27 protein-coding genes are annotated in these 24,672 nt (G+C 64.7%); 4 read left to right on the top strand and 23 right to left on the bottom strand.

Translation table 11 applies throughout. From position 1 onward, the window contains the following. Positions 1-30: 30 nt before the first annotated feature. Positions 31-699, top strand: coding sequence for an HAD hydrolase-like protein (locus IR187_RS01170; protein WP_194952873.1), 669 nt, complete (start codon positions 31-33; stop codon positions 697-699). On the opposite strand, the gene IR187_RS01165 is transcribed toward IR187_RS01170, so the two are convergent. The 8 genes from IR187_RS01165 to IR187_RS01130 form a co-directional block, all read right to left on the bottom strand. Next, complete coding sequence (locus IR187_RS01165; protein WP_194952872.1) at positions 696-1,709, bottom strand: nucleotidyltransferase domain-containing protein; 1,014 nt, start codon at positions 1,707-1,709, stop codon at positions 696-698. The two genes, IR187_RS01170 and IR187_RS01165, sit on opposite strands and share 4 nt — an antisense overlap. After that, a complete protein-coding gene (locus IR187_RS01160; protein WP_194952871.1) occupies positions 1,706-2,572 on the bottom strand; it encodes an HprK-related kinase A in 867 nt (288 codons plus the stop codon). Before IR187_RS01160 ends, IR187_RS01165 begins: the two co-directional genes overlap by 4 nt. After that, positions 2,569-2,850 carry an HPr-rel-A system PqqD family peptide chaperone gene (locus IR187_RS17050; RefSeq protein ID WP_194952870.1) on the bottom strand — a complete coding sequence of 94 codons (282 nt, stop codon included), beginning with the start codon at positions 2,848-2,850 and terminating at the stop codon, positions 2,569-2,571. The genes IR187_RS01160 and IR187_RS17050 overlap by 4 nt, the downstream gene beginning before the upstream one ends. Continuing rightward, the gene (locus tag IR187_RS01150; protein ID WP_194952869.1) at positions 2,843-3,289 is read right to left on the bottom strand and encodes a MarR family winged helix-turn-helix transcriptional regulator; all 447 of its coding nucleotides are present in this window, start codon (positions 3,287-3,289) and stop codon (positions 2,843-2,845) included. The genes IR187_RS17050 and IR187_RS01150 overlap by 8 nt, the downstream gene beginning before the upstream one ends. A gap of 36 nt (positions 3,290-3,325) precedes the next feature. Next, positions 3,326-5,374: a TonB-dependent receptor gene (locus IR187_RS01145; protein ID WP_194952868.1), complete on the bottom strand. Its 2,049-nt coding sequence runs from the start codon at positions 5,372-5,374 to the stop codon at positions 3,326-3,328. After that, complete coding sequence (gene maiA / locus IR187_RS01140; RefSeq protein ID WP_194952867.1) at positions 5,371-6,003, bottom strand: maleylacetoacetate isomerase; 633 nt, start codon at positions 6,001-6,003, stop codon at positions 5,371-5,373. The genes IR187_RS01145 and maiA overlap by 4 nt, the downstream gene beginning before the upstream one ends. A gap of 147 nt (positions 6,004-6,150) precedes the next feature. Continuing rightward, the gene (locus tag IR187_RS01135; protein WP_194952866.1) at positions 6,151-7,170 is read right to left on the bottom strand and encodes an SO2930 family diheme c-type cytochrome; all 1,020 of its coding nucleotides are present in this window, start codon (positions 7,168-7,170) and stop codon (positions 6,151-6,153) included. Further along, positions 7,167-8,372, bottom strand: coding sequence for a parallel beta-helix domain-containing protein (locus IR187_RS01130; protein ID WP_194952865.1), 1,206 nt, complete (start codon positions 8,370-8,372; stop codon positions 7,167-7,169). The genes IR187_RS01135 and IR187_RS01130 overlap by 4 nt, the downstream gene beginning before the upstream one ends. Before the next feature lie 107 nt (positions 8,373-8,479). Between IR187_RS01130 and IR187_RS01125 the strand changes: the two genes are divergently transcribed. Next, entirely contained in the window at positions 8,480-8,890 is a 411-nt protein-coding gene (locus tag IR187_RS01125) for a DUF2147 domain-containing protein (RefSeq protein WP_228765434.1), read from the top strand. A gap of 146 nt (positions 8,891-9,036) precedes the next feature. Here IR187_RS01125 and IR187_RS01120 read toward each other — a convergent pair whose 3' ends face one another. From IR187_RS01120 to IR187_RS16675, 7 genes are all read right to left on the bottom strand, one after another. Continuing rightward, on the bottom strand, positions 9,037-9,735 hold the full coding sequence (locus tag IR187_RS01120) for an aspartate/glutamate racemase family protein (RefSeq protein ID WP_194952863.1): 699 nt from the start codon (positions 9,733-9,735) through the stop codon (positions 9,037-9,039). Positions 9,736-9,857: 122 nt separating this feature from the next. Continuing rightward, positions 9,858-11,360, bottom strand: coding sequence for an NAD(P)(+) transhydrogenase (Re/Si-specific) subunit beta (locus IR187_RS01115; protein ID WP_194952862.1), 1,503 nt, complete (start codon positions 11,358-11,360; stop codon positions 9,858-9,860). 1 nt (position 11,361) lies between these two features. Continuing rightward, a complete protein-coding gene (locus IR187_RS01110) occupies positions 11,362-11,643 on the bottom strand; it encodes a proton-translocating transhydrogenase family protein (protein ID WP_194952861.1) in 282 nt (93 codons plus the stop codon). A gap of 165 nt (positions 11,644-11,808) precedes the next feature. After that, complete coding sequence (locus IR187_RS01105) at positions 11,809-12,432, bottom strand: fasciclin domain-containing protein (RefSeq protein ID WP_194952860.1); 624 nt, start codon at positions 12,430-12,432, stop codon at positions 11,809-11,811. A 131-nt stretch (positions 12,433-12,563) separates the two neighbouring features. Then, complete coding sequence (locus tag IR187_RS01100; protein ID WP_194952859.1) at positions 12,564-13,337, bottom strand: hypothetical protein; 774 nt, start codon at positions 13,335-13,337, stop codon at positions 12,564-12,566. A gap of 33 nt (positions 13,338-13,370) precedes the next feature. Then, on the bottom strand, positions 13,371-14,492 hold the full coding sequence (locus IR187_RS01095; RefSeq protein ID WP_194952858.1) for an NAD(P) transhydrogenase subunit alpha: 1,122 nt from the start codon (positions 14,490-14,492) through the stop codon (positions 13,371-13,373). Between the two features lie 10 nt (positions 14,493-14,502). Then, positions 14,503-14,727: a hypothetical protein gene (locus IR187_RS16675; protein WP_228765433.1), complete on the bottom strand. Its 225-nt coding sequence runs from the start codon at positions 14,725-14,727 to the stop codon at positions 14,503-14,505. 139 nt (positions 14,728-14,866) lie between these two features. On the opposite strand from IR187_RS16675, the gene IR187_RS01085 reads away from it, so the two are divergent. Together IR187_RS01085 and IR187_RS01080 are read left to right on the top strand one after the other, a co-directional pair. Continuing rightward, positions 14,867-16,300 (top strand): sigma-54-dependent transcriptional regulator, encoded by a 1,434-nt coding sequence (locus tag IR187_RS01085; RefSeq protein WP_194952857.1) that lies wholly within the window; start codon positions 14,867-14,869, stop codon positions 16,298-16,300. Between the two features lie 18 nt (positions 16,301-16,318). Beyond that, entirely contained in the window at positions 16,319-17,035 is a 717-nt protein-coding gene (locus IR187_RS01080; protein WP_194952856.1) for an SDR family NAD(P)-dependent oxidoreductase, read from the top strand. 57 nt (positions 17,036-17,092) lie between these two features. Here the strand turns inward: IR187_RS01080 and IR187_RS01075 are convergent, their stop codons facing one another. The 8 genes from IR187_RS01075 to glmM all read right to left on the bottom strand — a co-directional run bounded on the left by IR187_RS01075 (position 17,093) and on the right by glmM (position 24,614). Beyond that, positions 17,093-17,473, bottom strand: a complete 381-nt coding sequence (locus tag IR187_RS01075; RefSeq protein ID WP_194952855.1) for a host attachment family protein — start codon at positions 17,471-17,473, stop codon at positions 17,093-17,095. Positions 17,474-17,559: 86 nt separating this feature from the next. Further along, positions 17,560-18,690 carry a dihydropteroate synthase gene (gene folP, locus IR187_RS01070; protein ID WP_194952854.1) on the bottom strand — a complete coding sequence of 377 codons (1,131 nt, stop codon included), beginning with the start codon at positions 18,688-18,690 and terminating at the stop codon, positions 17,560-17,562. A gap of 100 nt (positions 18,691-18,790) precedes the next feature. Next, positions 18,791-19,930, bottom strand: coding sequence for a site-specific DNA-methyltransferase (locus IR187_RS01065; RefSeq protein ID WP_194952853.1), 1,140 nt, complete (start codon positions 19,928-19,930; stop codon positions 18,791-18,793). Between the two features lie 347 nt (positions 19,931-20,277). Beyond that, a complete protein-coding gene (locus tag IR187_RS01060; RefSeq protein WP_194952852.1) occupies positions 20,278-21,174 on the bottom strand; it encodes an oxidoreductase in 897 nt (298 codons plus the stop codon). A 16-nt stretch (positions 21,175-21,190) separates the two neighbouring features. Continuing rightward, on the bottom strand, positions 21,191-21,745 hold the full coding sequence (locus IR187_RS01055) for a ribonuclease HII (RefSeq protein ID WP_194952851.1): 555 nt from the start codon (positions 21,743-21,745) through the stop codon (positions 21,191-21,193). Between the two features lie 133 nt (positions 21,746-21,878). Continuing rightward, positions 21,879-23,021, bottom strand: a complete 1,143-nt coding sequence (thiD, locus tag IR187_RS01050; RefSeq protein ID WP_194952850.1) for a bifunctional hydroxymethylpyrimidine kinase/phosphomethylpyrimidine kinase — start codon at positions 23,019-23,021, stop codon at positions 21,879-21,881. Then, positions 23,018-23,242 carry a DUF1272 domain-containing protein gene (locus IR187_RS01045; RefSeq protein WP_194952849.1) on the bottom strand — a complete coding sequence of 75 codons (225 nt, stop codon included), beginning with the start codon at positions 23,240-23,242 and terminating at the stop codon, positions 23,018-23,020. The genes thiD and IR187_RS01045 overlap by 4 nt, the downstream gene beginning before the upstream one ends. Positions 23,243-23,276: 34 nt before the next feature. Next, a complete protein-coding gene (gene glmM / locus IR187_RS01040; RefSeq protein WP_194952848.1) occupies positions 23,277-24,614 on the bottom strand; it encodes a phosphoglucosamine mutase in 1,338 nt (445 codons plus the stop codon). Positions 24,615-24,672: the final 58 nt, after the last annotated feature.

The following is a 24,672-nucleotide window of genomic DNA, read 5'->3' as shown; positions in this document are numbered from 1 at the left end:
GTTTCCAGAGCGTCGCGCCATGCGCAGCCGATGAACGGATTTCCTTTCGCGATCGTCGGCTTCGACCTTGACGGTACGCTGGTCGATACCGCGGGCGACCTGAGCGCGGCGGTCAACCATGCGCTGGGCCTCGCCGCGCGCGCGCCTCTGTCGGAAGCCGAGGTGCGGCCGATGATCGGGCTGGGCGCACGGCACATGCTCGAACAGGGATTCGCCGCAACCGGCGGCATTCCGGGCGGCGATTTCGAGCGGCTCTATCGCGAATTGCTGCGGTTCTACGAGGCCAATATCGCGGTCCATAGTCGGCCCTTTGCCGGCCTGATCGCGGCGCTGAACCGGCTCGATGCGCTAGGGGTACAGACCGCAGTGGTCACCAACAAGCGCGAAGATATGGCGCGCAAGCTGCTCGGCGAGCTCGGGCTGGCCGAGCGGATGGCGACGATCATTGGCGGCGATACATTGGGGCCAGGCAACGCCAAGCCCTCCCCCGCGCCGATCATTGAAATGGTCGCCCGCTGCGCCGGCGGCCGTGCGGCGTTTGTCGGGGACAGCATCTATGACGTGATGGCAGCCAACAGCGCCGGGGTGACCAGCATTGCGGTCAGCTTCGGCTTTCTGGATCGGCCTGCCGACGAGCTTGGCGCGGATCATGTCATCGACCATTTCGACGACCTTGTGCCGCTGTTGACGCGCCTCTAACGCTTCCGCCACTTGGTCCATAAATGCTGCGCCAGCATCGTCGGCGGCATCCGCAGCCAGTGCGAGCGGATGTAGAAGGCTTGCTCAAGCAGCGGTCGGGTCACCCGCCCCCAGTCGTCGCGGGCGACGAGGCGCTGGCGAAACCAGCGGTCGGTCGTCTCCGGCCCGTTCCATCCTGCGGGTAGTACCGCGCCGTACAGATCCCGCGACATCCGCGCCGCACGCTGCACCGCATCACGCAACCCATGCAATCGCGCACGCACATCGAGCTGCTCCCAAAACCGCGGATCGGCCGCGGCAAAATCGCGCGTCATCAGGTTGAAATCCCACAGGTTGCGCAGGCCACCCTGCAAATCGCCATCGGCCAGCATATGCGCGGCGCAGTGGCACGTCATGTCGGCGGGATTCAGCACGGCAAAGCCGCCCGCACTCGTCACCGCATCGCTGACCAGCGCCAAAGCATCGGGGGTAATCCGGTGGGTGCGGGGCAGGATGGTGTGGTGGACGTCGATCATCCGGTCGCGCGACTTGTGGATCAGCGGCGGCAGCTCGTGCATATGTTCGCGATAATAGAAATCGTCATAGGGGTCCGATTTGACCCATTCCCATCCGGCGTTGAGCAAGGCGTTTTCGGCGCGGCGGATATCCGACGCGAGCACCAATATGTCGAGGTCGCCGATCTGGCGCCCTGCCGCACATGCCATGTTCGCGGCGGCATAGGCCGCGCCTTTGAGCAGCACAAATTCGATCCCTAGCGGTGCCAGCGCGCGGCGCGCCATCTCGGCCTCCCACAGCGCCTGCCGCTGCGCGACCGCCGCGGCGGCGCGCTGGTCGGCGAACAGCGCCGCGACGGTCGGCGGCAGGTCGGCGCCGTCGAGCCGGTGCGCGAGCGTGGGCAGCATCGCCTCGCTGCGCGCGACGCCGATCACCCCGTCCCACTCGCGTGGGGCTAACGCGGCGGCCTCGCGGCGCCCGGCGAGCAGGTCGACGAAAGTCTGTACTGCGCTCACTTCGCTACCTCGGCCCATAGCTGCTCGACCAATGCGATACCCGTCGCGCTGTCAGGATAGGACACGCCGAACGCCGGCGTCTCGCGCACCAGCCGCGTCAGTGCCGCAAATCCTGCTTCGCCCAGCGCGACATAATTGGTCGACGCCTCGGTCAGCCGTACGAAGGCCTCGCCCTCGCCCATCGGCTCGATCGCTGCCGCGCCGCCGAAGCGCGGGAACAGCAGCAGCGTAGGCCGCGCGGGTTCGTGCATATCCGCAATCGCATCGGCGCGCGGGATCAGGTGACGGATGTCGCCCTTGGGCGTTCCCGCCATCAGCGGCCCCAATCGCGCGGCATCGACCTGCGCCGCGACCGCGGCAATCGCTTCATTCTTCAGGCTGACTGCGCGCGGAAAGGCCAGCGCGTCGCCGCTCGCCGGGTCGATCAGCGTAAATTCGTCGCCCATCAACCGCCAGTCGCCCTCACCGAGCAGCGCCGCGAGCGTCGATTTGCCCGACCCCGATTCGCCCGACATGATCAGCGCGCGGTCATCCCTCGCGACCGCGCTGGCATGGAGCAGCATATGCCGCCGCCATCCGAGCGCGACCTGCAAATTCATCCCCATCTCGGCCGCAAGCAGCCCCATCGACAGCGGCAGCGGCAGCGCATCGGGAACGACGAAGTCGCCGCCGATGTGGACCGACGGCCGGACCCAGCGGCGCCACGGCCGCGCGGCGAACAACCGCACGGTGGCGTCGGCGGGGCGCGCGTCGTCTTGCGGATAGCCGGCGTATAATTGCTCCAGCGCCGAAATCGGTTCGGCCCAGTCGCTGCCGATACGGAATTGCACCGGGCCGACCGCAATGCGGATATTGTGCCTCACGCGTGCGCCACCAGCCCCATCGCCGCCAGCTCGCTCAACCGCTCGGCGAGGATCGTCCGAACATCATCCACGCCGTCGAAGTCGAAGCTTTCGGCGAGCCGCTTCGCAAGCGTCGCCGCGTCCCAATCGTCCGCCCCCATCGCCGCCAGGATTTCGGGCATCGGCGACACCACCAGATGCGTCTGCATCGACCGCCGGTCGAAAATCGCGGTCAGTTCGCCCAGCGGCTCGATGCGCAGCGCGTCGGGCGGCGCGGCGCGAAAGGCCGGGTCAGGCATAATCTTCGGCGGCGGCGGTCAGCTTGGCGAGGATCGCCATCATCGTCGCGCGCTCGGCAGCGCTGATCTTGGATTCCAGCTGCGCCTCGCTCGCAAGCGCCGCCGGGACGATCGCGTCGTACAGCGACCAGCCCGTTTCGGTGAGTTCCAGATGGTGCGAGCGGCCGTCAACCGCATGCGCCTGCCGCGCGATCAGCTGGCGTTCGGCCAGCGCCTTGGCGGCGCGGTTGACCGTCACCTTGTCCATCCGCGTCGCCTCGACCAGCTCGCGCTGCGTCTTTGGCTTCCCTTCCCCCAGCACCGCCATCAATCGCCACTCGGGGATCTTCAGCCCGAAGCGGTTCTGATATTCGGCGGCGATCCGCTCCGACAGCGCGTTCGACGCGATCGACAGGCGATAGGGCAGGAAATTGTCGAGGTTCAGCTTTTTGGCGGCCATGCCTCGTTCTTATCGACAATCGGCGTCCTGTGAAGGTCAGAACGACAAGCGCGCGCCGATCCACAACGTCCGCGGCGTCGCGCGCTCGACAATCCCCGCCGACGAGATGGCAGCGGGCACCAGTTCATCGAACAGATTTTCGCCGCGTGCCTCCAGGCTGATTGCATCGGTCAGCCGCCACGATAACCCCGCGTCAAGCGTAAGCGCATCGCCCAGCACCAACAGCCCCAGATCATCCTCATTCTGCTTGCCGACATAGCGCAGCGTCGCAAAGCCCCCGAACGGCCCGTCACCATTGCTGCGCAGCGAAACACTGCCGCCATGCTTCGCGATCTGGGCCGGACGGCGCCCGTCGAGCCGCATCGCGGCGCCCGACGCATCAACCTTGGCATCGGTGAATGCGTAAGTTGCGCGAAGCGTTGCCGGGCCGATCCGCTGTTCGGCGCTGACCTCGACGCCCTTGCTGTCGATGGCGTCCAGATTCTGTCTTTGGTTGAGGTTCGGCGCCAGGGTCACATTGGCGATCGCGTTCGTCAGGCGATTGGCGAACAATGTCACCGACAGTTTCGTGTCGCCGCTGTTCCAATCGGCGCCAACCTCGCCGCCCCACAGCCGCTCGGGCTCCAATGCCTCGTTCGCGTTGGTCACGTCTGCGCCGACCCGGAAGGGCCGGTAAAGTTCGTTGAGCGTGGGCAAGCGCCAACCGCGATAGCCCGCTGCGCGCAACGATAGCGCGCCCGAGGTCCAGCGAACGCCGACGCGGCCGCTCCCCTCCCAGCCCTCGCGCGCCTTGAAACGAAGATCGGTGATCGTCGGTCCGCCGATATTGCGCTCGAGCCGATACCCCGTACCCAGCCACCAGCGGTCGAGGCGACCGCTGAACGTCCAGAGCAGGCCGTCGCCGCGGTCGCCCGACGTCCATTCGGCAAACGTGCCCACCGTGTCGCTGCTGCCGCCCGCGATGCGGTGGCGTCCCGGCGTGACGCCGCTGAAAAAGAAATCCTCCTCGGTCCGGCCCGACGTGCGGCGCCAGTCGGCGCCGATGCGCAGCGGGTTCGCGCCACCGATCGCCGGGCGAAGTTCGAAGCGGGCGCCCAGCCCGGTCGCCGGTACGCGCTGGAACAGCGCCGGTGCGACGCTGTTCCGCCCGGCTGCGACACTCGCAAAACCGCTGTCGAAATCGCGAACCTGCACATAGGCGAGCGCGAGCCATTGCGTCGCACCGACGGGGTCGTGGACGAAACGCAGGCTGGCATCGACGCCGTCGGTCTTGCTCGCAGAGAAATCAGTACCGCGGTCGCGGCGGTCGGCGAAGCCGCGCAGGCTTGCTTCGATGCGACTTGCGGCGCCCGCGTCGAAACGCAGGCGAACGCCGAGGCCGCCCTGTTCGTAAGGCGCGGCGCGGTCGACGAGGCCACGCTGGCCCTGCGAAATCGGAATGAAACCGTCGCCGCGGCTGTAGCGGCCGTCGAGCGCGACCTGCCCATGACCCAGCTCGCCCCCTGCACTCGCCGACAGGTCCCAGCTACCGCGGCTGCCATAGGCGGCGCTCGCGGCAATCCCGTCGGTCATCGTCGAATACAGCCCGATCGTTCCCGCGAGCGCGCCGGGACCGTCCGCTCCTCCTCCGCCGCCGCGCGCGACGATAATGCCACCCAGGTTGACTGCATCGTAAGCCGACCAGGCGACCCAACCGCCGAAGGGATCGGCCTGCGGAACACCGTCGAGTGTCACCAGCGCACGCGCGGAAGCATTTCCGCCCAGCCCGCGCAGTGTTACGCCTTGGCTCGTGGGATGCGCGCTGCGCCCGTCGCTGCGCCGGAACTGAACGATCCCGGTTTCGTCACGCAAGCGGTTCTCGATCCGGGCACCAAGGCCGGAGTCGAGGTTGCCGATCAGTGCGATGCCCTGCACTGCGTCGCTCTTTGCGGGCCGCAGCGCGCCCGAGCCGGTGACGACGATTTCCTGTCGATCGGGACGGCGCATCTCCGCAATCAATATCGGGGCTTCGTCGGACACTACGTCCTGCGCCGCCACCGCCGCAGGCATAACCAGCAGCGCAACCCCGGTCAGCAGGCGGATCACGCGGGCTTTACCGCGTCGGGATGCGCCTTCTGGAACGCCTCCAGATCCATACACGCGGCGTCGATCGCGACCAGCCGCGGATAATCGTCGAGCGGCACTTCGAACCGGCGCGCGTTGTACATTTGCGGCACCAGGCAACAGTCGGCGATGCTGGGGGTGTCGCCGCCCAGATAGGTTCCGTCGCCCGCCATTGCCTCCAGCGCCTCGAACCCCTCGGCGATCCACCGCGCGATCCAGCGGTCCTTGGTCTGCTCGTTCAACCCCAGATCCTTGGTCAGATATTTGAGCACGCGCAGATTGTTGAGCGGGTGGATATCGCTTGCCACGACCTGCGCCTGCGCCAGCGCGACAGCGCGCGGCATCGCGGCTTCGGGGATCAGCCGCGGTTCGGGAAAGGCACGGTCGAGCCAGTCGATGATCGCCATGCTTTGAATGATCGGTTCGCCATCGGCGACCAGCATCGGAACAAAACCCTGCGCATTGAGCTCCAGATAGGCATCGCTGCGCTGCTCGCCCGCGATCAGGCTGACCTCGACGCGCTCGTAATCCAGCCCTTTCAGGTTCAATGCAATGCGAACGCGATAGCTGGCCGAGGAGCGGAAGTAATCGTGGAGGACGAGTTGGGTCATGCAACGCTCCTTAGAGCCAAGCGGTCGGCATAGAAACCCACGTCATTGCGAGCGTAGCGGAGCAATCCAGAGCAGTTTACGCACGCGCTGGATTGCCGCGTCGCTTCGCTCCTCGCAATGACGAAATGTGGAAACGCGAAAGTCAGGCTATCCGCCGTCCTTCGGCATTTCGGCAATCCATTGCCGCAGCAACGCCGCGCCTTCCTTATGCACCGTCGACCGCCCGACCTCGGGCATCGCGATGCCGGGATCGGTGCTTTCGAGGCGATAGATCATGAAGCTATGCGCGGGGTCGCCCGGCGCAATCGCAAAATCCATGCCGCCGCTGCCGCGACCCGCCGCGGTCGGGCGCTTGCCGATGCCGTAATTGACGCCGGAGGGATCGTCGGTCCAGCGCAGGAACAAGCCGCTGTTCGACGCGCTGCCCGCCGGATTGTGGCAATGCGCGCAATTGACGTCGAGATAGGCGCGCGCACGGTCGGCGACGCTGCCGGTCGCGGGGTCGTCCCAACGCGGCATGGCGGCTACCGACCGCGCGGCGGAGGGAAGCGGCAGATAGGCCGCGCTCGCTGCCTCGAAATCGATGTTCGCCGCCTTTGGACCGATCGGCACGATCGCCCCGTTCAGGCTGTGGCATTCCTTGCACTGGTTCATGTTCGGCACCGCGTAGCGAATGTTGTGCGTATGGCCATCGGGGCTCTTGAACGCCACCGGCACCCGGCGCCCGCCCAGCGCCAGCGTTGCATCTCTGCCGTCGGCATCCCAGATATAGGGCAGCGCTACCCAGCCCTTTTCACGGCGGATCAGCAGTCGCGTCTCGACCGGCCTGCCGTCGTTCCAGTCGGGCCATCCAAAGCTTTTGAAAATTACGGTGCCAACCGGAAAGGCGATTGCGCCGTCCGCGCCGAGCCGAGCCTGGGTTCCAGGCGGGATATAGATATAGCGATCCTTCTCCGCATAATCGCTGAACAGCGGCGTCCGCAGTGAATAGGCATAGGCGCCGCGCGGACGGTCGTTGCCATTGCCCAGACCAAAAGCGAATTCGGACAGCTTCGCAGGGTTCGCGTCGCCCAGTATCGCGACCTTGTCAGGCCCCTCTTCAATAATCGTCGCGGCGCTGGCCGCCGGCAGCAGCATCGCCGCCAGTACGGCAACTACGTGCTTCACCGAACCTTCGCCTCCATGCTTTCGGGCAGCTTGATCGCCGGCAGCGGTGCGGGCGGCGTTCCTTTGGACAAATCGGCCGGCGACGGCTTGGCATCGCTTTGCGGCGTCGCGACGTCGGGCAGGTTGAGCGACAGCACACCGACCTTGTCCAGCACGATCGCATCGCCGGACCCGTCCCACAGCACCGGCGGGATCGCCCCGCCCATGGCCGCCGCGATCTGGTCGCCGCCGGGAAACTTCGGCGCATAACCCGCCTTGCCATGCACATTGTCGCGCACCACGATCGCGCGGGGCAGCGGCTGGTACTTCGGATCCTTATGCTCGTAGCGGTACCCGACGATCATCACATTGGCGGTTCCGTTATTGTCAAAGATATTGTCGAAGATCTCGACGTTGCGGTTCGCCATCACCAGCACCCCGGTACCGGTGGGCACGCTCGCGACGATGTTGCCCTTGGGCGCAAAATTGGGCGTGCTGTTGTCGTTGATGATATTCTCGAACACCCGGACATTGTGCCCGCCCTGCATCGGCAGGCTCGGCAGGTCGAACACCAGGATGCCGCCGGTGTTCTTTGTCGCGATATTGTCGTGGACGTCGGCGTTATAGCTGTTCTCGATCTCGATCCCCGCGACATTTTCGGTCGCGACCGATTCGCGCACGATGATGTTTTTCGACTGGCCGACATAGATGCCTGCGTCCGACGCGCCGCGCACATAGACGCTGTCGACCAGCACGTCGGTGCTTTCGACCGGATAAATGCCATAGGCGCCATTCGTTTCCTTCGGCCCCGCGGTCCATTCGACGCGCAGTTGGTGATAGACGATGCGGTCGGCGCCCTTGGACTTGATGCCGTCACCTTTGGTGTTGACGACGGCAAAATTGGTCAGGAACACGTCGTCGGACGTGACGAGCAGCCCTTCGCCCGCGCCCTCCTGACCCGAAAAATCCAGGATCGATCCGCCCTCGCCCGCCCCGGCGCCGCGGATGGTGACGCCGGGGACAGCGAGCGACAAGCCGTCGGTCAACTGCCACACCCCCGCCGCGAGTTGTACGACATCACCCGGTTCGGCCAGGATCAACGCTTCCTGCAGCTTCTCGTTGGCGTCGGTCGTATCCGCGCTGACCTTGATGGTCTTGGCCGATACCGGCGCGGCAATGACCAGCGCTGTCGCCAGCGATACGACGAGATGATGGAATCGCATCAGACTCTCCCTTGTTTTTTGCCAGCATGGTGCAAGACTGCGTGCCTGCCAAGCCATGTTGCTGACAAGGCTGTAGGCGAAAACGAAAAACCGGGGAGGTCGCATTGTTGTATCGCTGTTCGCTGACGCTCGTGGCGCTGGCTGCCGTTCCGTCGCTCGCCGCCGCACCGGCGCCGATCACGGGCCGCTGGAAAACCGATGATGGCAAGGCGATTGTCGCGATGGCGCCGTGCGGTGCCAGGATGTGCGGACGGATCGACCGCTTGCTGGTCAAGGAACCGGCCGGAGGGCAACGCGACGAACGCAATCCCGACAAGGCCAAGCGCGACCGCAAGGTCGAAGGGATGCAGATCTATTGGGATCTCGCCCCGACTGGTGATGGCTGGAAGGGTGAAGGTTATAGCCCCGAGGACGGCCGTTATTACAAGGCGCATCTGCGCGTAAACGGCAACAAACTGACGATGAAGGGATGCGTCAGTCTGTTCTGCCGCACGGTGACCTGGACGAAGATGGGGTAAATTTTGATCCTCCCTGTGGCGAATCCATGGGGAGGTGGCAGCGCGAAGCGCTGACGGAGGGGCAATTGCACTACCTTCGCGGCCCCTCCACCATCCGCTTCGCGGACGGTCCCCCTCCCCATGGCTTCGCCACAGGGAGGATCTAGCTACCCCGCATCCCCCAAAATCCAGTCGACCCCCGCCGCGACATGAATCCGCGTCGTGTCATAGATCGGCAGGACGTTGGCGTCGGGGTCGACCAGCATCACGAGCTCGGTACAGGCGAGCACGATCGCCTGGATGTCTTGCTTGGCGATGTCGGTGATGAAGGTCTTCATCGTGCGGCGCGACGCTTCGTTGACCTTGCCCTGCATCAGTTCGTCGTAAATGATCCGGTCGATTTCGTCGGCGCGGTCCGAATTATAGGGCGCCAGGGTCAGCCCGTGACGGACGAGCCGCTGGCGAAACCACGCCTCGGTCATCACGTTGCGCGTCCCGATGACCGCTGCCGCCTTGATCCCGTCGGCCTTCATCTTTTCGCCGGTTTTGTCGACGATGTGAATCAGCGGGATCGCGAGTGCCGCGGCGACATCCTCGGCCACCTTGTGCATCGAATTGGCGGCGATCATTAGCGCCGTCGCTCCCGCCGCTTCCAGCCGCTGCGCCGACGCAATCAGCACGTCCTTCGCGTGCGCCCATTGTTCGTCGGTCGTAATCCGCGACAGGTCGCAATAGTTCAGGCTTTCCATCAGGATCGGCGCCGAACAAGCCGTACCAAGGCGCTTTTGCACCCCCTTGTTGAGGTGCCGGTAATAAAGTTCGGTCGACGCCCAGCTCATGCCGCCGATCAGGCCGATTTTACGCATAAAAACCCTTATGGAAACACGTCGCCCCCGCGAAGGGCGTTCAGAGGCAGGTGACTCTGGACGCGGCCGCAGGGGCAAACGCTTCATAACGCCCCCCGCCTTCGCGGGGGCGACGGATTATGTCAATGCCCGCCGCCGTTCAGCGCCTTCACAATGTCGTCGGCCATCTTCTTGGCATCGCCGAGCAGCATCATCGTCTGGTCCATGTAGAAGACGTCGTTGTCGACGCCCGCATAGCCAACCCCGCCCATCGAGCGCTTCACGAACAGCACGGTCTTCGCCTTTTCGACGTCGAGCACGGGCATGCCGTAAATCGGCGAGCTCTTGTCGGTCTTCGCCGAAGGATTGGTGACATCGTTGGCGCCGATGACGAACGCCACGTCGCACTGCGCAAACTCGCCGTTGATGTCTTCCAGCTCGAACACCTCGTCATAGGGCACATTCGCTTCGGCGAGCAGGACGTTCATATGGCCGGGCATGCGCCCCGCGACCGGATGGATCGCATATTTAACGTTAACGCCTTCCTTTTTGAGCAGGTCGCCCATTTCGCGCAGCGCGTGCTGCGCCTGCGCCACCGCCATACCGTAACCGGGAACGATGATGACATTTTCGGCCTGGCTCATCAGGAAAGCGGCGTCGTCGGCGCTGCCCGGCTTCCACGGCCGTTGTTCCTTCGCCCCGCCCGCTCCCGCGGCGGCATCGTCGCCGCCGAAGCCGCCCGCGATCACGCTGATGAAGCTGCGGTTCATCGCGCGGCACATGATGTACGACAGGATCGCGCCCGACGAGCCGACGAGCGCGCCGGTGATGATCATCGCGGTGTTGCCCAGCGTGAAGCCCATCGCCGCCGCGGCCCACCCCGAATAGCTGTTGAGCATCGACACCACGACCGGCATGTCGGCGCCGCCGATCGGGATGATGAGCAGGAAGCCGATCAGGAAGCTCAATGCGGTGACGGTCCAGAACACCCAAGGCGACTGGTCGAAGGTGAAATAGGCGACGAGGCCGATGATCGCAGCGAGCGTGCCGAGGTTGATGACATGCCGCGCGGGCAGCATGATCGGCGCGCCCGACATATTGCCGTTGAGTTTCAGGAAGGCAATGACCGAACCTGAAAAGGTGATCGCACCGATCGCGATGCCCAGCCCCATTTCGATGCGGCTGACGGTGTAAATCTGTCCTGCGGCGTCTGCGATTCCGAACGCCAGCGGGTTGAGATAGGCCGCCGCAGCCACCGCCACCGCGGCCAGGCCGACGAGGCTGTGGAACGCCGCGACCAGCTGCGGCATCGCGGTCATCGCGATGCGGCGCGCCATGACGATGCCGATGACCGCGCCGATGCCGATCGCGGCGAGGATTTCGGCCATGGCGACGGCATCGATGCCGACATAGCTGTTGGTCGCATCGCCAATCTTCATCGGCACATGCGTGACCAGTGTCGTGACGACCGCGATCGTCATGCCGATCATGCCGAACCGGTTGCCGCGCTGCGACGACGCCGGCGACGACAGGCCGCGCAGCGCGAGGATGAAGAAGACGCCCGACACCAGATAGGCGACCGCGGCCCAGGGGTTTACCGCGCCATGACCATCGGTCGCGGCGGCAAGGAGCGACTGGATGTCCATCTCAGCGCTCCTTCTTCTTGTACATCGCCAGCATGCGCGCGGTGACCGCGAAACCGCCAAAGATGTTGATGCTGGCCATCACGACCGCCGCCAGCCCGAGCCATTTCGACGTGGCCGAACCCGCCGCCGCGCTGGCGATCAGCGCACCCACGATGATGACCGACGAAATCGCGTTGGTCACGCTCATCAGCGGCGTGTGCAGCGCCGGGGTCACCGACCAGACGACGAAATAGCCGACGAAGCACGCCAGGATGAAAATCGAAAATATCGCGATGAAATCCACGGCACGCTCCCCTGCTGATTCCGCTTGGCGCACCTCTTGCCGTGCGCATTCGGACCTGTCGACTCCAAAGCAGCCAAAAGATGCGGCCCGCACCTCTCGGACAAGAGAAATGCGGGCCGGTCACGACAGAATATGTCGTCGCGCCGGTTTTACCCGGCGACGATATTACATTTTGGGAACGAGCACCGCGTCGACGACGTGGATGACACCGTTCGACTGGTTGACGTCCGCCTGCGTTACCGCGGCCTTGTTGCCGCTGGCGCTGGTCAGGATGATCGCGTCGCCGCTCTTGGTCGCGGTCAGATCCTGCCCTTCGACAGTTTTCAGCACCGCCTTGCCGCCACCCTCGGTGATCCGCGCGGCCAGATCGGCGGCCGTTACCTTGCCGGGAACGACATGATATTTCAGCACGCCCGCCAACACTTCTTTCTGTGCCGGACGCATCCAGCCATCGCGGGTCACGGGCGGCACCTGCACAAAAGCAGCGTCGGTCGGCGCAAAGACCGTAAACGGCCCCGGACCGGACAAGGTTTCGACCAGTCCGGCCTGCTTCACCGCCGTCACCAGCGTCTTGTGCTCGCCCGATGCCGACGCATTTTCGACAATATTCTTGGTCGCCAGCATTTCGGCGCCGCCCACCATCGGATTGCCACCGACGTCATCGGCGGCAACAGTTTCGCCCTCGGCAACGGTCGTGGTTTCGGTGGCAGGCGTTTCGGGGCTGCTGTTGCAGCCTGCAAGGCCAAGACCGGCAGTGGCCACGGCCACCATGTAGATTGCGCGGTTCATAAAAAATCTCCTTGAACGCTACGATCGCGAGTTCACCGAAACTCACGGAGTACCGGTATAACAACGCATACTGCGACATGAAGGTTTCACAAGAAAGGCAGGTGGGCACAACGGCACGGCCCTCCGAAAAATCAGAAAAAATAGAAACCTGTGATTTTTCGATCAACGATCCCGAACGATGCACTAAAACGCAAACGGGTGGCGGTTTCATTAGGAAGAATACGAAACTTTATCGATTCCCCGTTACGATCCACCGGTATCACCGTTGCCCCCGGAAAACCGCACTTCGTCGATAATTTAGTGTCACTGTTTTTCTCAAAATGGGCATCGCAGGACGAGATAAACGGCCCGAATCCCTCGACACGGGCACTAAGCAATATCTTTCGGGTAGAATCCCGGACCTCGTCATAATTCAACAAGATTTCCGGCTTCGTCGAAAGCAGGGATTTGTCGATTTCGCGAACATCAACTACACCGGTCCTCGATTGGTTTTTCGGAATCCTACTGTTCATGGCGAACCACATTCGATCGGTCGTAAAATCAGCCCTACCGAGGCCTTTGAGAAAATAGCTCTCGAAACTGCCATCTGCATTGCTGTCTAGTAGGCACACTCGGTTCTTGAACGACAGAGTGTCGTCCGCTCCCGCCACTAAAGTGCAGATCATCGGTTTTGAAGACGCCATCCTGACAAGCTGCATTTTTGCAGGGATCAGCGGCTTTCCGTCGGTCGAGGTTACATCCTCGACCGCTTCAAACAATTGGCTCGGAACAAGTTTTGCTCGGAATATTGAATCTCGAGGCGCGACCCAGCGTCCATTCTCAACGCCCGGCCCCTCGATTACCCAATCCACCTGATATTCACTCTCCTGACTCGCCAGTGAATGTTCGGGATACCCAAGCAGCAAAAGTCCGAGGCAAGGCAATAGGCGGTTCAAGGGTTAGCCCAAAAGCCGCTCGTTCACGACCTTGCCGCCCTGCGTCAGGCGGATCGCATTGCCGATTTCCTCGTCGAGCACCGGCTTGCCCGCGTCCTTGTCCCAAAAGGCCGAGAGGAAATTGAACAGGTTGCGGCTGAACAGCGCGCTGGTGTCGGCGGGCATCAGCGCCGCGATGTTGCTCGCGCCGATCACGGTGACACCGTGGATGCGTTTCGCCTCGCCCGATACCGATCCCTCGACATTGCCGCCGCTTTCGGCCGCCATGTCGACAATGACGCTGCCGGTCCGCATCGTCGCGAGTTGCGCGTCCGAAATCAGTCGCGGCGCGGGGCGGCCGGGGATCAGCGCGGTGGTGATGACGATGTCTTGCTTGGCGATATGCGACGAGACGAGTTCGGCCTGCGCCGCCTTATATTCGTCGGACATTTCGGTGGCATAGCCGCCCGCGCCCTCGCCCTCGATCCCTGCGACACTCTCGACAAAGATCGGTTTGGCGCCGAGCGACAAAATCTGTTCCTTGGTCGCCGCGCGTACGTCGGTCGCGCTCACCTGCGCGCCGAGGCGCCGTGCGGTGGCGATCGCTTGCAGCCCGGCAACGCCGACGCCCATGATAAACGCCTTGGCGGCGCTGACCGTGCCCGCGGCAGTCATCATCATCGGGAACGCCCGGCCATAGGCGTTCGCCGCCATCAACACCGCTTTGTAACCCGCGAGATTCGCCTGGCTCGACAAGATGTCCATCGACTGCGCGCGCGTGATGCGCGGCATGAATTCCATCGCCAGCGCTTCGAGCCCCAGCTTCGCATAGTCGTCGACCCGCGTGCGCTCGCCGAACGGATTGAGTCCCGCGGCCAGCCAGGCGCCGTCGGCAAAGCCTTTCAGGCTGGCGGGGTCCGGCCCCTGGATGGCGAGGATGATGTTCGCGCCCTTCAACGTCGCGGCACGATCGCCGACACTCGCGCCCGCGGCGGCATAGTCGGCGTCGGCCACCGACGCCGCCTCCCCCGCGCCCGATTCGACGGCAACTTCGGCGCCCAAGCCAATGAATTTCTTCACGGTTTCGGGGGTCGCGGCGACGCGGGTCTCGCCGGGGGCGAGCTCCCTCAGGACGGCGATGCGCATATCGTCCAAATCAGGACGCAATGAGAAGGACGACGAAAACGGTCACGATCGCGGTGATGATCGATCCGACTTTCAGCAGGCTCAGGAAACCCGAATAGGTTTCGTTGGCCGCCTTCATTTCCTGTTCCGCCATGGCTCTTTCCCCTTCAGCCGCCGTTTCTGTTCGCCGGACACGCGTTGCCCGGCCAGAATCGGCCTTCGCGCCGGTCTTAGCCACGCTATTGCCCATGCTCAAGTGGCGCTTTGGGCAGCTGTGGCTCGCCGGGGCAAATATCGGACGCCCTTAATCGCCCTTTTACCGGTGTGGGCTACATCACAGCGATTGAGCGGGTAAACCGGCACGAGAGCGCCGACCAGGGACAGATTCGAAAACGATGGCAAGCACGCGCGACACGCGAACAGTGATGATCGTCGACAGCGAACAGGCGCAGCAGCGCTTTTTGTCGGCGCTGGTGTCGCGCGGCGGCTGGCGCAGCATCATTGCAGGCGACACCGACACCGCGCTTGCCAAGCTCGGCACGCAGGAGGGCATGGCGCTCGACGCGGTGCTCGTCGACCAGGGCGCGCCGGGCATGGACATGGCCGAATTCGTCGCCGAACTGCGCCGCTGGCGCCCTGCGCTGCCGCTGATCGTCATCACCATGCGCAACGGCGTCGAGGTAGCGGTCGCCGCGATGCGCGCGGGAGCCAGTGATTTTGTCCAAAAGCCGATCGCGCCCGACCGCCTGCTCGAAGCGCTCGATCGCGCCGCCTCGACGGGCGGTCCGCAGGGCGAACTGCGTCCGCTGACCGAAAAACTCCGCGCGCCGCTTGCCTTCGAGGAAATCATCGGATCGAGCCCCAATTTCCGCAGCGCGCTGGCGATCGCCGCCAAGGCTGCCCGCGCCCGCGTACCGGTGATGATTAACGGACGTCCCGGCACCGGCAAGGAAGTCTTTGCCCGCGCGATCCACAGCGCCAGCCCCCGCGCACGTGGCGCGCTGGTCATGGTCGATTGCTCGGCGGTTTCACCGGGCCTGATCGGGTCGGGGCTGTTTGGTCATGAACGCGGCGCCTTTGCCGGTGCGTTCGACCGGCAGGTCGGGCGGCTGGTCCAGGCCGACGGCGGCAGCATCATCATCGACCATGTCGAATGTATTCCACTTGAAACCCAGGCAAAGCTGGTCGAATTCCTGAACAGCGGCGAAGTCCAGATGATCGGCGGGACCATACGCCAGAGCGTCGATGTGCGCATCATCGCGACCAGCGCCAGCCCGCTCGACAAGCTGATCGAGGCGGGGCATTTCCGCGAAGACCTGTTCTACGCGCTGTCGAGTGCGCAATTCACCCTGCCCGCGCTGTCCGAACGGCGTGGCGACGTCGGCCCGCTTGCCCGTCACTTGCTGGCCCGTATCGGCGGCCTCCCGGGCATGGGACCGATCGGCATAACCGACGACGCGCTGCGCCTGCTCGCCGCCTATGCCTGGCCGGGCAACGTCCGCCAGTTGCAGGACGTGCTGTTCCGCGCCGCGGTCGAAAGCAAGACCGATGTGCTGACCAGCGCCGACTTCCGCGCGATCGAAGCCACGCTCGGCGGCGGGAGCCCGAGCGGCGAAGGCGAGATTGCGATCAACGGCGAGGCCATCGGCGTCACTCTGTACCTCCCCGACGGCAATTTGCGGCCGCTTGAGGAGATCGAGGCCGACGTCATCCGCCTTGCGATCGGCCATTACCGCGGCCGGATGAGCGAAGTCGCCCGCCGCCTCGGCATCGGTCGTTCGACACTCTATCGCAAGCTCAGCGATCTCGGGATCGACACCGCCGCCTGACGGCCTTAGGTCGCGGCGATGACTTTCGATTTTTCCGGCAGAACCGCGCTCGTTACAGGCGACGCCTCGGGTATCGGGCTTGCGGCCGCGAACGCGTTGCGCGCCGCCGGCGCTACGGTGATCGGCATCGACCGCAGCCGCGGCGACGACGTCGCGGACCCCGACATGTGGCAGAGACGCGCTGACGACCTTGCCGAAGTCGATCTCGCGGTGGTCAACGCCGGGGTCAGCGATGCGGCGCCGATCGTCGATATCGAGTTCCAGGCTTGGCGGCGCTTGCTGGCGGTCAATCTTGACGGCGCGATGTTGAGTTTGCAGGCCGCGATGCGCGCCATGACCGCGCGCGGTGGCGGCGGCGCAATCGTCACCACCGCATCGATTGCGGGCATCAAGGCCGAACCCGGCGTCGGCGCCTATGGCGCTTCCAAGGCGGCTCTGATCCAGCTGTCCAAAATCGCCGCCAAAGAGGGCGCACCGCACGGCATCCGCGTCAACGCCATCGCGCCGGGGGGCGTCGACACCCCGATCTGGGATGAAATGCCCTTTTTCGCCGACTTGGTCACGAGCGAAGGCTCGCGCGACGCCGCAATGGCGGCGATGGCAAAAATGGCGACACCGCTCGGCCGTTATGCGACGCCCGACGAGATCGCGTCGCAGATCCTGTTCCTGTTGTCCGATGCCGCCGCCACCATCACCGGCAGCGTGCTGACCAGCGACGGTGGCTACAGTTTATAGGTGCGCGGCTGTTCCGCCTCGGGGCGCACAAACGGCAGCATGAAGCGCGCCCGACGTTCAGGCGGCGGTAATGGCTTTCTCGATCGCCGCGGTATCCGCGTTGGTCAGCGTCTTGGGCAGTTCGCCCACCAGCCGTTTCGCCAGTTCGCTATGATAATGGCTACGCATGACCCCCAATGTGTTGGGGTCGGCGATAATCAGCAGCTTCTCGATATCGTTGTCGAGCACCTGTTTGTTGAGCATGGCCGCTACGCCGGCGGCATGGCCGCGCTCGTCGAGATCGCGTACTTCCGGATTGGCCCCGCTGCGATTGGTCGTCTCGACCTCGGGGCTGGCGGCATCAACCAGATTGATGACGGCCTCGTCGCCATCATTGCGGAACAGGACAAAGCGATTGCCGTCGGCGACGGCGACATGGGTACCATGGGGAAGCTGCATGAAATTCTCCTTGGAGCGGGCGCGCCGGAACAGCGGCCGTTCCTTGAAGATACGCAGTACAATCGCGGGGGTTGCCTCGGCTCGCCTCAGCCTGTGAGCGCCGCGTCGCGTAGCCCGCGCCATATACGCAGCGCCTGACGGCTTTCGGCAATGTCATGGACGCGCAGCAATTGCGCGCCCAGCGCCGCCGCCTGATAATGTAGCGCGACGGTGCCGCCGAGCCGCTGGTCGGCGGGAGCCTCGTTATCGAGCGCGCCGATCATCCGCTTGCGGCTCGCGCCGAACAGGATCGGGCAGCCGAGCGTATGGAACAGCGCCAGCCCGTTGATCAGCGCCAGATTGTCGGCGACCCCCTTGCCGAAGCCCAGCCCCGGATCGACGATAATCCTCGCCGGATCGATCCCCGCCGCAATACATGCGGCGACGCGCTCGGCAAGCATATCGTAAACGTCGAACAGGACATGGGCATAACCACCGCCCTCGTGCGGATCACTCTTGGCCGACGGCGCGTGCATCAACACCACCGGACAGCCCGCGGCCAGCACAACCTCCATCGCGCGGTCGTCATAGCGCAGCGCCGACACATCGTTGACGATCCGCGCGCCCGCAGCGAGCGCCGCCTCCATAACCGCGGCCTTGCGGGTGTCGATCGACACGGCGACCCCGCCCTTCGCCAGCGCCGCGACGACGCCTTCGACGCGCTTGATCTCGTCGCCGTCCCAGACCAGCGGCGCGCCGGGGCGGGTCGATTCGCCGCCGACATCGATAATTGCGGCGCCCGCGCTGGCCATCGCAAAGCCCGCATCGATCGCCGCAGCGGCATCGACATGCTTGTCGCCGTCCGAAAAGCTGTCGGGTGTGACGTTGAGGATGCCGATCAATTGCGGCTCGTTCAGCCGCACCGCGCGCTCGCCGAGCCGCAACGCCGCTCGTGGTCGCATCACTCCAGCGCGCTGTGCGATGGCTGCCTGCGCCAGCGCATCGGGTATCGAGGCAATCCAATCGTTCCATTCGGCGACCGTCACGATCGCCGCTTTGACGCTGGCACCGTCGCGCAGGCTGATGTGCCACGCGGCGAACCAGACCATCGTGTCGGCGATCCGCAGGCAATTGTCGTCGAGCTCGTGCGGCCGGTCGACGAAGCAGGTCGGGCGGCAATAAATTTTGGCGGTCGCAGACGCCGCGCCGAGGTCGGGTTTGGTTAGCGGTTGGAACATGGCCTATCCCCTTATCCGTCATTGCGAGCGAAGCGAAGCAATCCAGAGTAGCGCAAACCGCCCTGGATTGCTTCGCTTCGCTCGCAATGACGCTGTGATGTTACGCCTCGTTGGCCAGCAACCAATCCTGCCGCACCGCGTCGATCACGCGCAATTCCTTGCCATTATCGACGTGCCAGAAGGTCCAGCCGTTGCAGCTCGGCGCGCCCTGCACCCCGGCGCCGACCTTGTGGATCGATCCCGCGGGCTGGCCTTCGCAATCGAGGCTGCCGTCGACGCGCACCTTGGCTTTCCAGCGCCGCTTGGCGTCGGTCAGCACCGTTCCCGGCGCGATCAGCCCGCCTTCAACCAGCGTCCCGAACGCAACGCGCGTCGCCGCCTGCGGCGCCATCATCGTTTTCACCGCGCTCTCGTCGAGCGGCAGCGCCATTTCGATGCGCTCCCTCGCCGCGGCGATATAATCGTCCTCGCGCTCGATGCCGATAAAATGCCGCCCCAGCCGCTTCGCGACTGCGCCGGTCGTCCCGGTGCCGAAAAACGGATCGAGGATCACGTCGCCGGGGTTCGAGCAGGCGAGCAGGATGCGATAGAGCAACGCCTCGGGCTTCTGCGTCGGGTGAACCTTCGTGCCGCCCTTCTTCAGCCGTTCCTGCCCGCCGCAGATCGGGATCAGCCAGTCGCTGCGCATCTGAAGCTCATCGTTGAGCGTCTTCATCGCGCGATAATTGAAGGTGTAGCGCGCCTTTTCGCCCATCGACGCCCAGATCAGCGTCTCATGCGCGTTGGTAAAGCGGGTGCCCTTGAAATTGGGCATCGGGTTCGCTTTCCGCCACACGATGTCGTTCAGGATCCAATAGCCCTGATCCTGCAGCGCCGCGCCGACGCGGAAGATATTGTGATAGCTGCCAATCACCCAGATGCTGCCGCCGGGCTTCAGGATGCGTTTGGCTTCTTTCAGCCACGCATGGGTAAAGCGGTCATAGGTCGCGAGGCTGTCGAACTTGTCCCATTCATCGTTGACCGCATCGACCTGACTGCCGTCGGGACGGTGCAGGTCACCGCCAAGCTGGAGGTTGTACGGCGGATCCGCAAAGATCATGTCGACCGACGCGGCGGGCAGCGAGCGCATCATTTCGACGCAATCGCCCTGCAGGATGCTGTCGAGCGGCAGCTCGACGGGCGCGGACTTAGCCGCCCGCTGCTTTGCCGCCGGGGTCTTCACCCGTTCCATCACACCCATGTCTCGCCCCTGCTGCGCATCCAAAGAAGGCCTTGATGAGTCCGGCGGAGTCCGCCGTCAAGCGCAGAATCCTAGGGATTCCGCGTCACTAACTGGTTAACGCAGTAAGAACGAAACGAGTCTGACACAGCATATGGAGTCCCGCGCGACTCGCGGACTCAACGGGTGGTGGTGTGGCGGGGAGGACTCAGTGATGGAAAAAGTTCGACTTAATCCTCCCTGTGACGAAGTCATGGGGAGGTGGCAGCCCGCAGGGCTGACGGAGGGGCTTTGGCACCACCGTCGCTGCCCCTCCACCACGCCCTACGGGCGCGGTCCCCCTCCCCATCGCTACGCGACAGGGAGGATCAAATCCCCGGATCAACCCCCGTCAGCTCGACCGACCGTTCCCATAACTCGCGCGCCAGCTTCGGATCGCGCGCCGCCCGCGTCGCGCGCGCCGGACCCGATCGCCCCGAAACTTCGCCCAGCCCCTGCGGGCCCAGATAATCGCCGCCCTGCACATGCGCGCCGGTCGCGGCCTGCAAGGTCGGCCAGGCGCCCTGCGCCGCGCTGTTGAAAAAGGGCGTCGCCAGCGGCGTCATGCCGCGCAGCGGAAACGGCAGGTGCCGCGTCAGCTCGGTGATCGCGACCCCTGGATGGCACCCGATCGCCTGCGTCGCACGCCCCGCGGCGCCCAGCCGACGGTCCAGCTCGAACATATTGAGCAGGTTCGCCAACTTGCTCATCTGATACCGCGGCAGCTTATGGTAGCTGCGCGCCGCGGAAAGATCGCTGAAATCGATCGCGCCGCCCTTGTGCGCCAGACTGGCGGTGATGACGATGCGATCCTCGACATGCCCGTGCACCAGCCCGGTGAAGGCAAAGGTGCCGAGATGATTGACCCCGAATTGCAGCTCGAAGCCTTGCTTGGTCAGGGTTTTCGGGGGGATCATCACCCCAGCGTTGTTGATCAGCACATCGATCCGCGGCCCCGCCAGCACCGCCGCGGCGGCCTCGCGCACCTGATCGAGATCGGCAAGATCGAGCGGCTGGAACGACAGGTCGGCATTTGGTGTATCGGCGCGGATGCGGTCTATTGCTGCCTCGGCGCGGACCGCGTCGCGGCACGCGAGCACCACATGCGCGCCGCGCGCCGCCAAAACACGGCTGGTTTCGAAACCGATCCCGGCATTGGCACCGGTGACCAGGAAGGTGCGGCCGGTCTGGGCCGACACATCGTCGGCCGTGAATCCCTTGCTCATCGCGCGCTCCTGCCCGTCAGACCAGTTGCATCTGTGCGACCGGGGCAAAACTGGTCCGGTGAAGCGGCGTCGGGCCAAATTGGCGCAGCGCCGCGAGATGCTGGGCGGTACCATAGCCCATATTGCGCTCCCAGCCAAAGCCGGGGAAATCGCGCGCCGCCGCGACCATGAACCGGTCGCGATGTTCCTTGGCGATGATGCTCGCCGCCGAAATGCACGGGTGCAGCGCATCGCCGCCGACGATCGCGCGCGCAGCATAGCGCCAGCGCGGCAGGCGGTTGCCATCGACCAGTACCTCGGTCGGCTCGATCCCCAGCGCCTCGACCGCGCGGGTCATCGCGAGCATCGTCGCCTGCAGGATATTGATGCGGTCGATTTCCTCAACGCTCGCTTCGCCAATCCCCCAGCGGCAATGCGCCTTGATCTGCGCCTCCAGTTCGGCGCGGCGTTTGGCGGAGAGTTTCTTGCTGTCGTCGAGACCCGGGATGCCGTCGGGACACAGGATCACCGCCGCGGCGACAACGGGACCGGCAAGCGGCCCGCGCCCCGCTTCGTCAACGCCGACGATCATCGACCGCCTCTCAGCAAACCGAACCCCAATTTCCGTTCGTGTCGAGCGAAGTCGAGACACGCGAAGGCCAGCACAAGCTCAACGTGTCTCGACTTCGCTCGACACGAACGGGACAAAATGGTGGCGGCCAATGCTACGCCCGCCACGGCGGATACCTGCGATACTCCCCCGCCTGATACAGACACAATCGGTTCCCCGCCGGATCAGTGAGCCGCGCCTCGCGCCAGCCCCATGACTCATCCTGCGGCATCTGCTCGAACCGCACCCCGCGCCGCGCGAGATAGGCAACCCACGCATCGAGCGCGCCGCTTTCCAGATAGGTCGTCGCCCCGCCCGCTACACCGTCACCAACATGGATCGACAGCGTCACACCGTTCGTCGCCTCAAACCGCGCATAGCCATTGTCGGCGCTATCGACGATCTGCGTCAGTCCCATCTGCTTGTAGAAGGCGACCGACGCCGCATAATCACTCGTCGGCAGCGTTATCTGATTCAGCGCGGGGCCGGTGAACAGTCCGTCGTTGCGAACGAATTGCTGCCCCATCGGGCCATGCCCTGACCCCAGCCCCGGCGCATCGAGCAACGACAACCGCACGAAATCGCGCGCCCGTGCAATCGCGGGCTCCAGCGGCATGCCTTGCGCCAACCCGGTCGCGATTGCGCTCGCCAATGTGCAGCCGGTGCCATGGCTATGCCGCGTGTCGATCCGCGGCGCTTCCCAGCGCGCGACCTCGCCCTCGCCGGTTTCGAGCAAGCGGTCGACCACCGTTTCGCCCTCGGCATGGCCGCCCTTGATCAGCAGCGAACAGCCATGCGCCAGCACCGCATCTTCGCCGCCCAGCGCTTCCAATTCGGGCAGGTTCGGCGTCGCGACCATCGCGCGGTTCAGCAAGGCGCGGAACGCGTCGATCGTCGCCGCGTCGGCCAGCACCGATCCGCTCGTCGCCACCATCACCGGGTCGAACACGACCGCGGCCTGCGCCAGATCGGGCTGGGTCAGCCGCGCCGCGACCGCCGCCGCGGTCTCGGCGCTGCCGATCATCCCGATCTTCACCGCATCGACGCCGATGTCGAACGCCACGCTGTCGATCTGGGCCAACACCATGGCGGTCGGCACCGGATGGACGCCCTGCACGCCGAACGTGTTCTGCGCCGTGATCGCAGTAATCGCGGTCATCGCATGACCGCCCAGCATCGTGACCGTCTTGATATCGGCCTGAATCCCCGCGCCGCCGCCGCTATCCGACCCGGCGATGATCAGGACGCGTGCAGTCAAACCTTGTATTTCCGCACCGTCGAACCCGGATATTTCGCCAGGATCGCGCCTTCGCGCAGCGGTCGGTCGAGCAGATCGCCGCCGCAATTGGGGCATTGTTCGTCCAGACGGTCGGCGCAATTGGCGCAGAAGGTGCACTCCATCGAACAGATGAAGGCGCCGTGCATGTTCGCGGGCAAATCCTTGCCGCATTTTTCGCAATCGGGTCGCATTTCAAGCATGATGTGTCTCTTTCGGTTCTGATGAATTTTCGGCTTATGCGGTCGCGGCGCGCACCGCATCGCAAATCATGTCGACGACATGCTCGACCTGCCCGGCGTCATCGCCTTCGGCCATGACGCGAATCAGCGGTTCGGTGCCCGACGGACGGATCACCAGCCGTCCGCGCCCGGCGAGCATCGCCTCGCCCTCGGCGATTGCCGCCTGCACCTGCGTGTCGTCCAATGGCGCACCGCCCGCATAGCGCACATTCTTCAGCAGCTGCGGCACGGGGTCGAACTGGTGCAGCAATTCGCTCGCCGGCTTACCCGACGCGACGAGCTCGGCCAGCACCTGCAACCCGGCCAAGGTGCCGTCGCCGGTCGTCGCATAGTCGGACAGGATCATATGCCCCGATTGCTCGCCGCCGACGTTGAAGCCGCCTTCCTTCATCCGCTCAAGCACATAGCGGTCGCCGACCTTGGTCCGCTCGAGCCGGAGCCCTTCGCCTTCCAGAAAGCGTTCGAGCCCGAGGTTCGACATCACCGTCGCGACGACGCCGCCGCCTTTCAGCCGCCCCTGCCGTGCCCAGCTCGCGCCGATCAGCCCCATGATCTGGTCGCCGTCGACAATCTTGCCTTTTTCATCGACCACAATCAGCCGGTCGGCGTCGCCGTCGAGGGCGATGCCGATGTCGGCGCCGCTCGCAACCACCGTTTCCTGGAGCAACGCAGGCGCGGTCGAACCGCATTTGTCGTTGATATTGATGCCGTTCGGGCTGGTCCCGATCGCCACCACATCGGCGCCCAGTTCCCAGAACACCGTCGGCGCGCTGTTGTACGCGGCGCCATTGGCGCAATCGAGCACGATGCGCAGCCCGTCGAGCCGCGCCGATTCGGGCAGGCTCTGTTTCACCGCGTGGATATAACGCCCGCGCGCATCCTCGATCCGCTTGGCGCGGCCGATATGCGCCGGGTCGGCCAGCGGCGGATTCTGCGCGAGCAACAATTCGATCTGCGCCTCGTCCTCGTCGGACAATTTATAACCGTCGGGGCCGAACAGCTTGATCCCGTTATCATAGTAAGGATTGTGGCTCGCCGACAGCATCACGCCAAGGTCGGCACGCATCGACCGCGTCAGCATCGCGATTGCCGGGGTTGGCATCGGGCCAACCTGCACCACGTCCATGCCGACGCTGGTGAAGCCTGCGACCAGCGCGTTTTCGAGCATATAGCCCGACAGACGCGTGTCCTTGCCGATCACGACGCGATGCTTGTGGTCGCCGCGCAGGAAGTGCGCGCCCGCCGCCATGCCGACGCGCATCGCGACCTCGACCGTCATCGGGATCTGGTTCGTCAGCCCGCGAATCCCGTCGGTTCCGAAAAACTTGCGCATGTACCCTCTGCTACTTAAGCCAAGTGGGCGACCAAAGCCTGCCCCGACTTCCATGGGA

It is taken from the genome of Sphingopyxis solisilvae, assembly GCF_015475875.1.
Classification (GTDB): Bacteria; Pseudomonadota; Alphaproteobacteria; order Sphingomonadales; family Sphingomonadaceae; genus Sphingopyxis; species Sphingopyxis solisilvae.
The sequence above is the reverse complement of the archived record's forward strand: the minus strand, read 5'-3'. Positions and strand labels throughout refer to the sequence as shown.

Excerpts from the sequence above, each read along its gene's own strand:
- IR187_RS01170 (WP_194952873.1), top strand. The coding sequence starts at position 31 with ATGAACGGATTTCCTTTCGCGATCGTCGGCTTCGACCTTGACGGTACG.
- IR187_RS17050 (WP_194952870.1), bottom strand. The coding sequence starts at position 2,850 with ATGCCTGACCCGGCCTTTCGCGCCGCGCCGCCCGACGCGCTGCGCATC.
- IR187_RS01150 (WP_194952869.1), bottom strand. The coding sequence starts at position 3,289 with ATGGCCGCCAAAAAGCTGAACCTCGACAATTTCCTGCCCTATCGCCTG.
- maiA (WP_194952867.1), bottom strand. The coding sequence starts at position 6,003 with ATGACCCAACTCGTCCTCCACGATTACTTCCGCTCCTCGGCCAGCTAT.
- IR187_RS01130 (WP_194952865.1), bottom strand. The coding sequence starts at position 8,372 with ATGCGATTCCATCATCTCGTCGTATCGCTGGCGACAGCGCTGGTCATT.
- IR187_RS01120 (WP_194952863.1), bottom strand. The coding sequence starts at position 9,735 with ATGCGTAAAATCGGCCTGATCGGCGGCATGAGCTGGGCGTCGACCGAA.
- IR187_RS01115 (WP_194952862.1), bottom strand. The coding sequence starts at position 11,360 with ATGGACATCCAGTCGCTCCTTGCCGCCGCGACCGATGGTCATGGCGCG.
- IR187_RS01105 (WP_194952860.1), bottom strand. The coding sequence starts at position 12,432 with ATGAACCGCGCAATCTACATGGTGGCCGTGGCCACTGCCGGTCTTGGC.
- IR187_RS01095 (WP_194952858.1), bottom strand. The coding sequence starts at position 14,492 with ATGCGCATCGCCGTCCTGAGGGAGCTCGCCCCCGGCGAGACCCGCGTC.
- IR187_RS01085 (WP_194952857.1), top strand. The coding sequence starts at position 14,867 with ATGGCAAGCACGCGCGACACGCGAACAGTGATGATCGTCGACAGCGAA.
- IR187_RS01080 (WP_194952856.1), top strand. The coding sequence starts at position 16,319 with ATGACTTTCGATTTTTCCGGCAGAACCGCGCTCGTTACAGGCGACGCC.
- IR187_RS01075 (WP_194952855.1), bottom strand. The coding sequence starts at position 17,473 with ATGCAGCTTCCCCATGGTACCCATGTCGCCGTCGCCGACGGCAATCGC.
- folP (WP_194952854.1), bottom strand. The coding sequence starts at position 18,690 with ATGTTCCAACCGCTAACCAAACCCGACCTCGGCGCGGCGTCTGCGACC.
- IR187_RS01065 (WP_194952853.1), bottom strand. The coding sequence starts at position 19,930 with ATGGGTGTGATGGAACGGGTGAAGACCCCGGCGGCAAAGCAGCGGGCG.
- IR187_RS01060 (WP_194952852.1), bottom strand. The coding sequence starts at position 21,174 with ATGAGCAAGGGATTCACGGCCGACGATGTGTCGGCCCAGACCGGCCGC.
- IR187_RS01055 (WP_194952851.1), bottom strand. The coding sequence starts at position 21,745 with ATGATCGTCGGCGTTGACGAAGCGGGGCGCGGGCCGCTTGCCGGTCCC.
- IR187_RS01045 (WP_194952849.1), bottom strand. The coding sequence starts at position 23,242 with ATGCTTGAAATGCGACCCGATTGCGAAAAATGCGGCAAGGATTTGCCC.
- glmM (WP_194952848.1), bottom strand. The coding sequence starts at position 24,614 with ATGCGCAAGTTTTTCGGAACCGACGGGATTCGCGGGCTGACGAACCAG.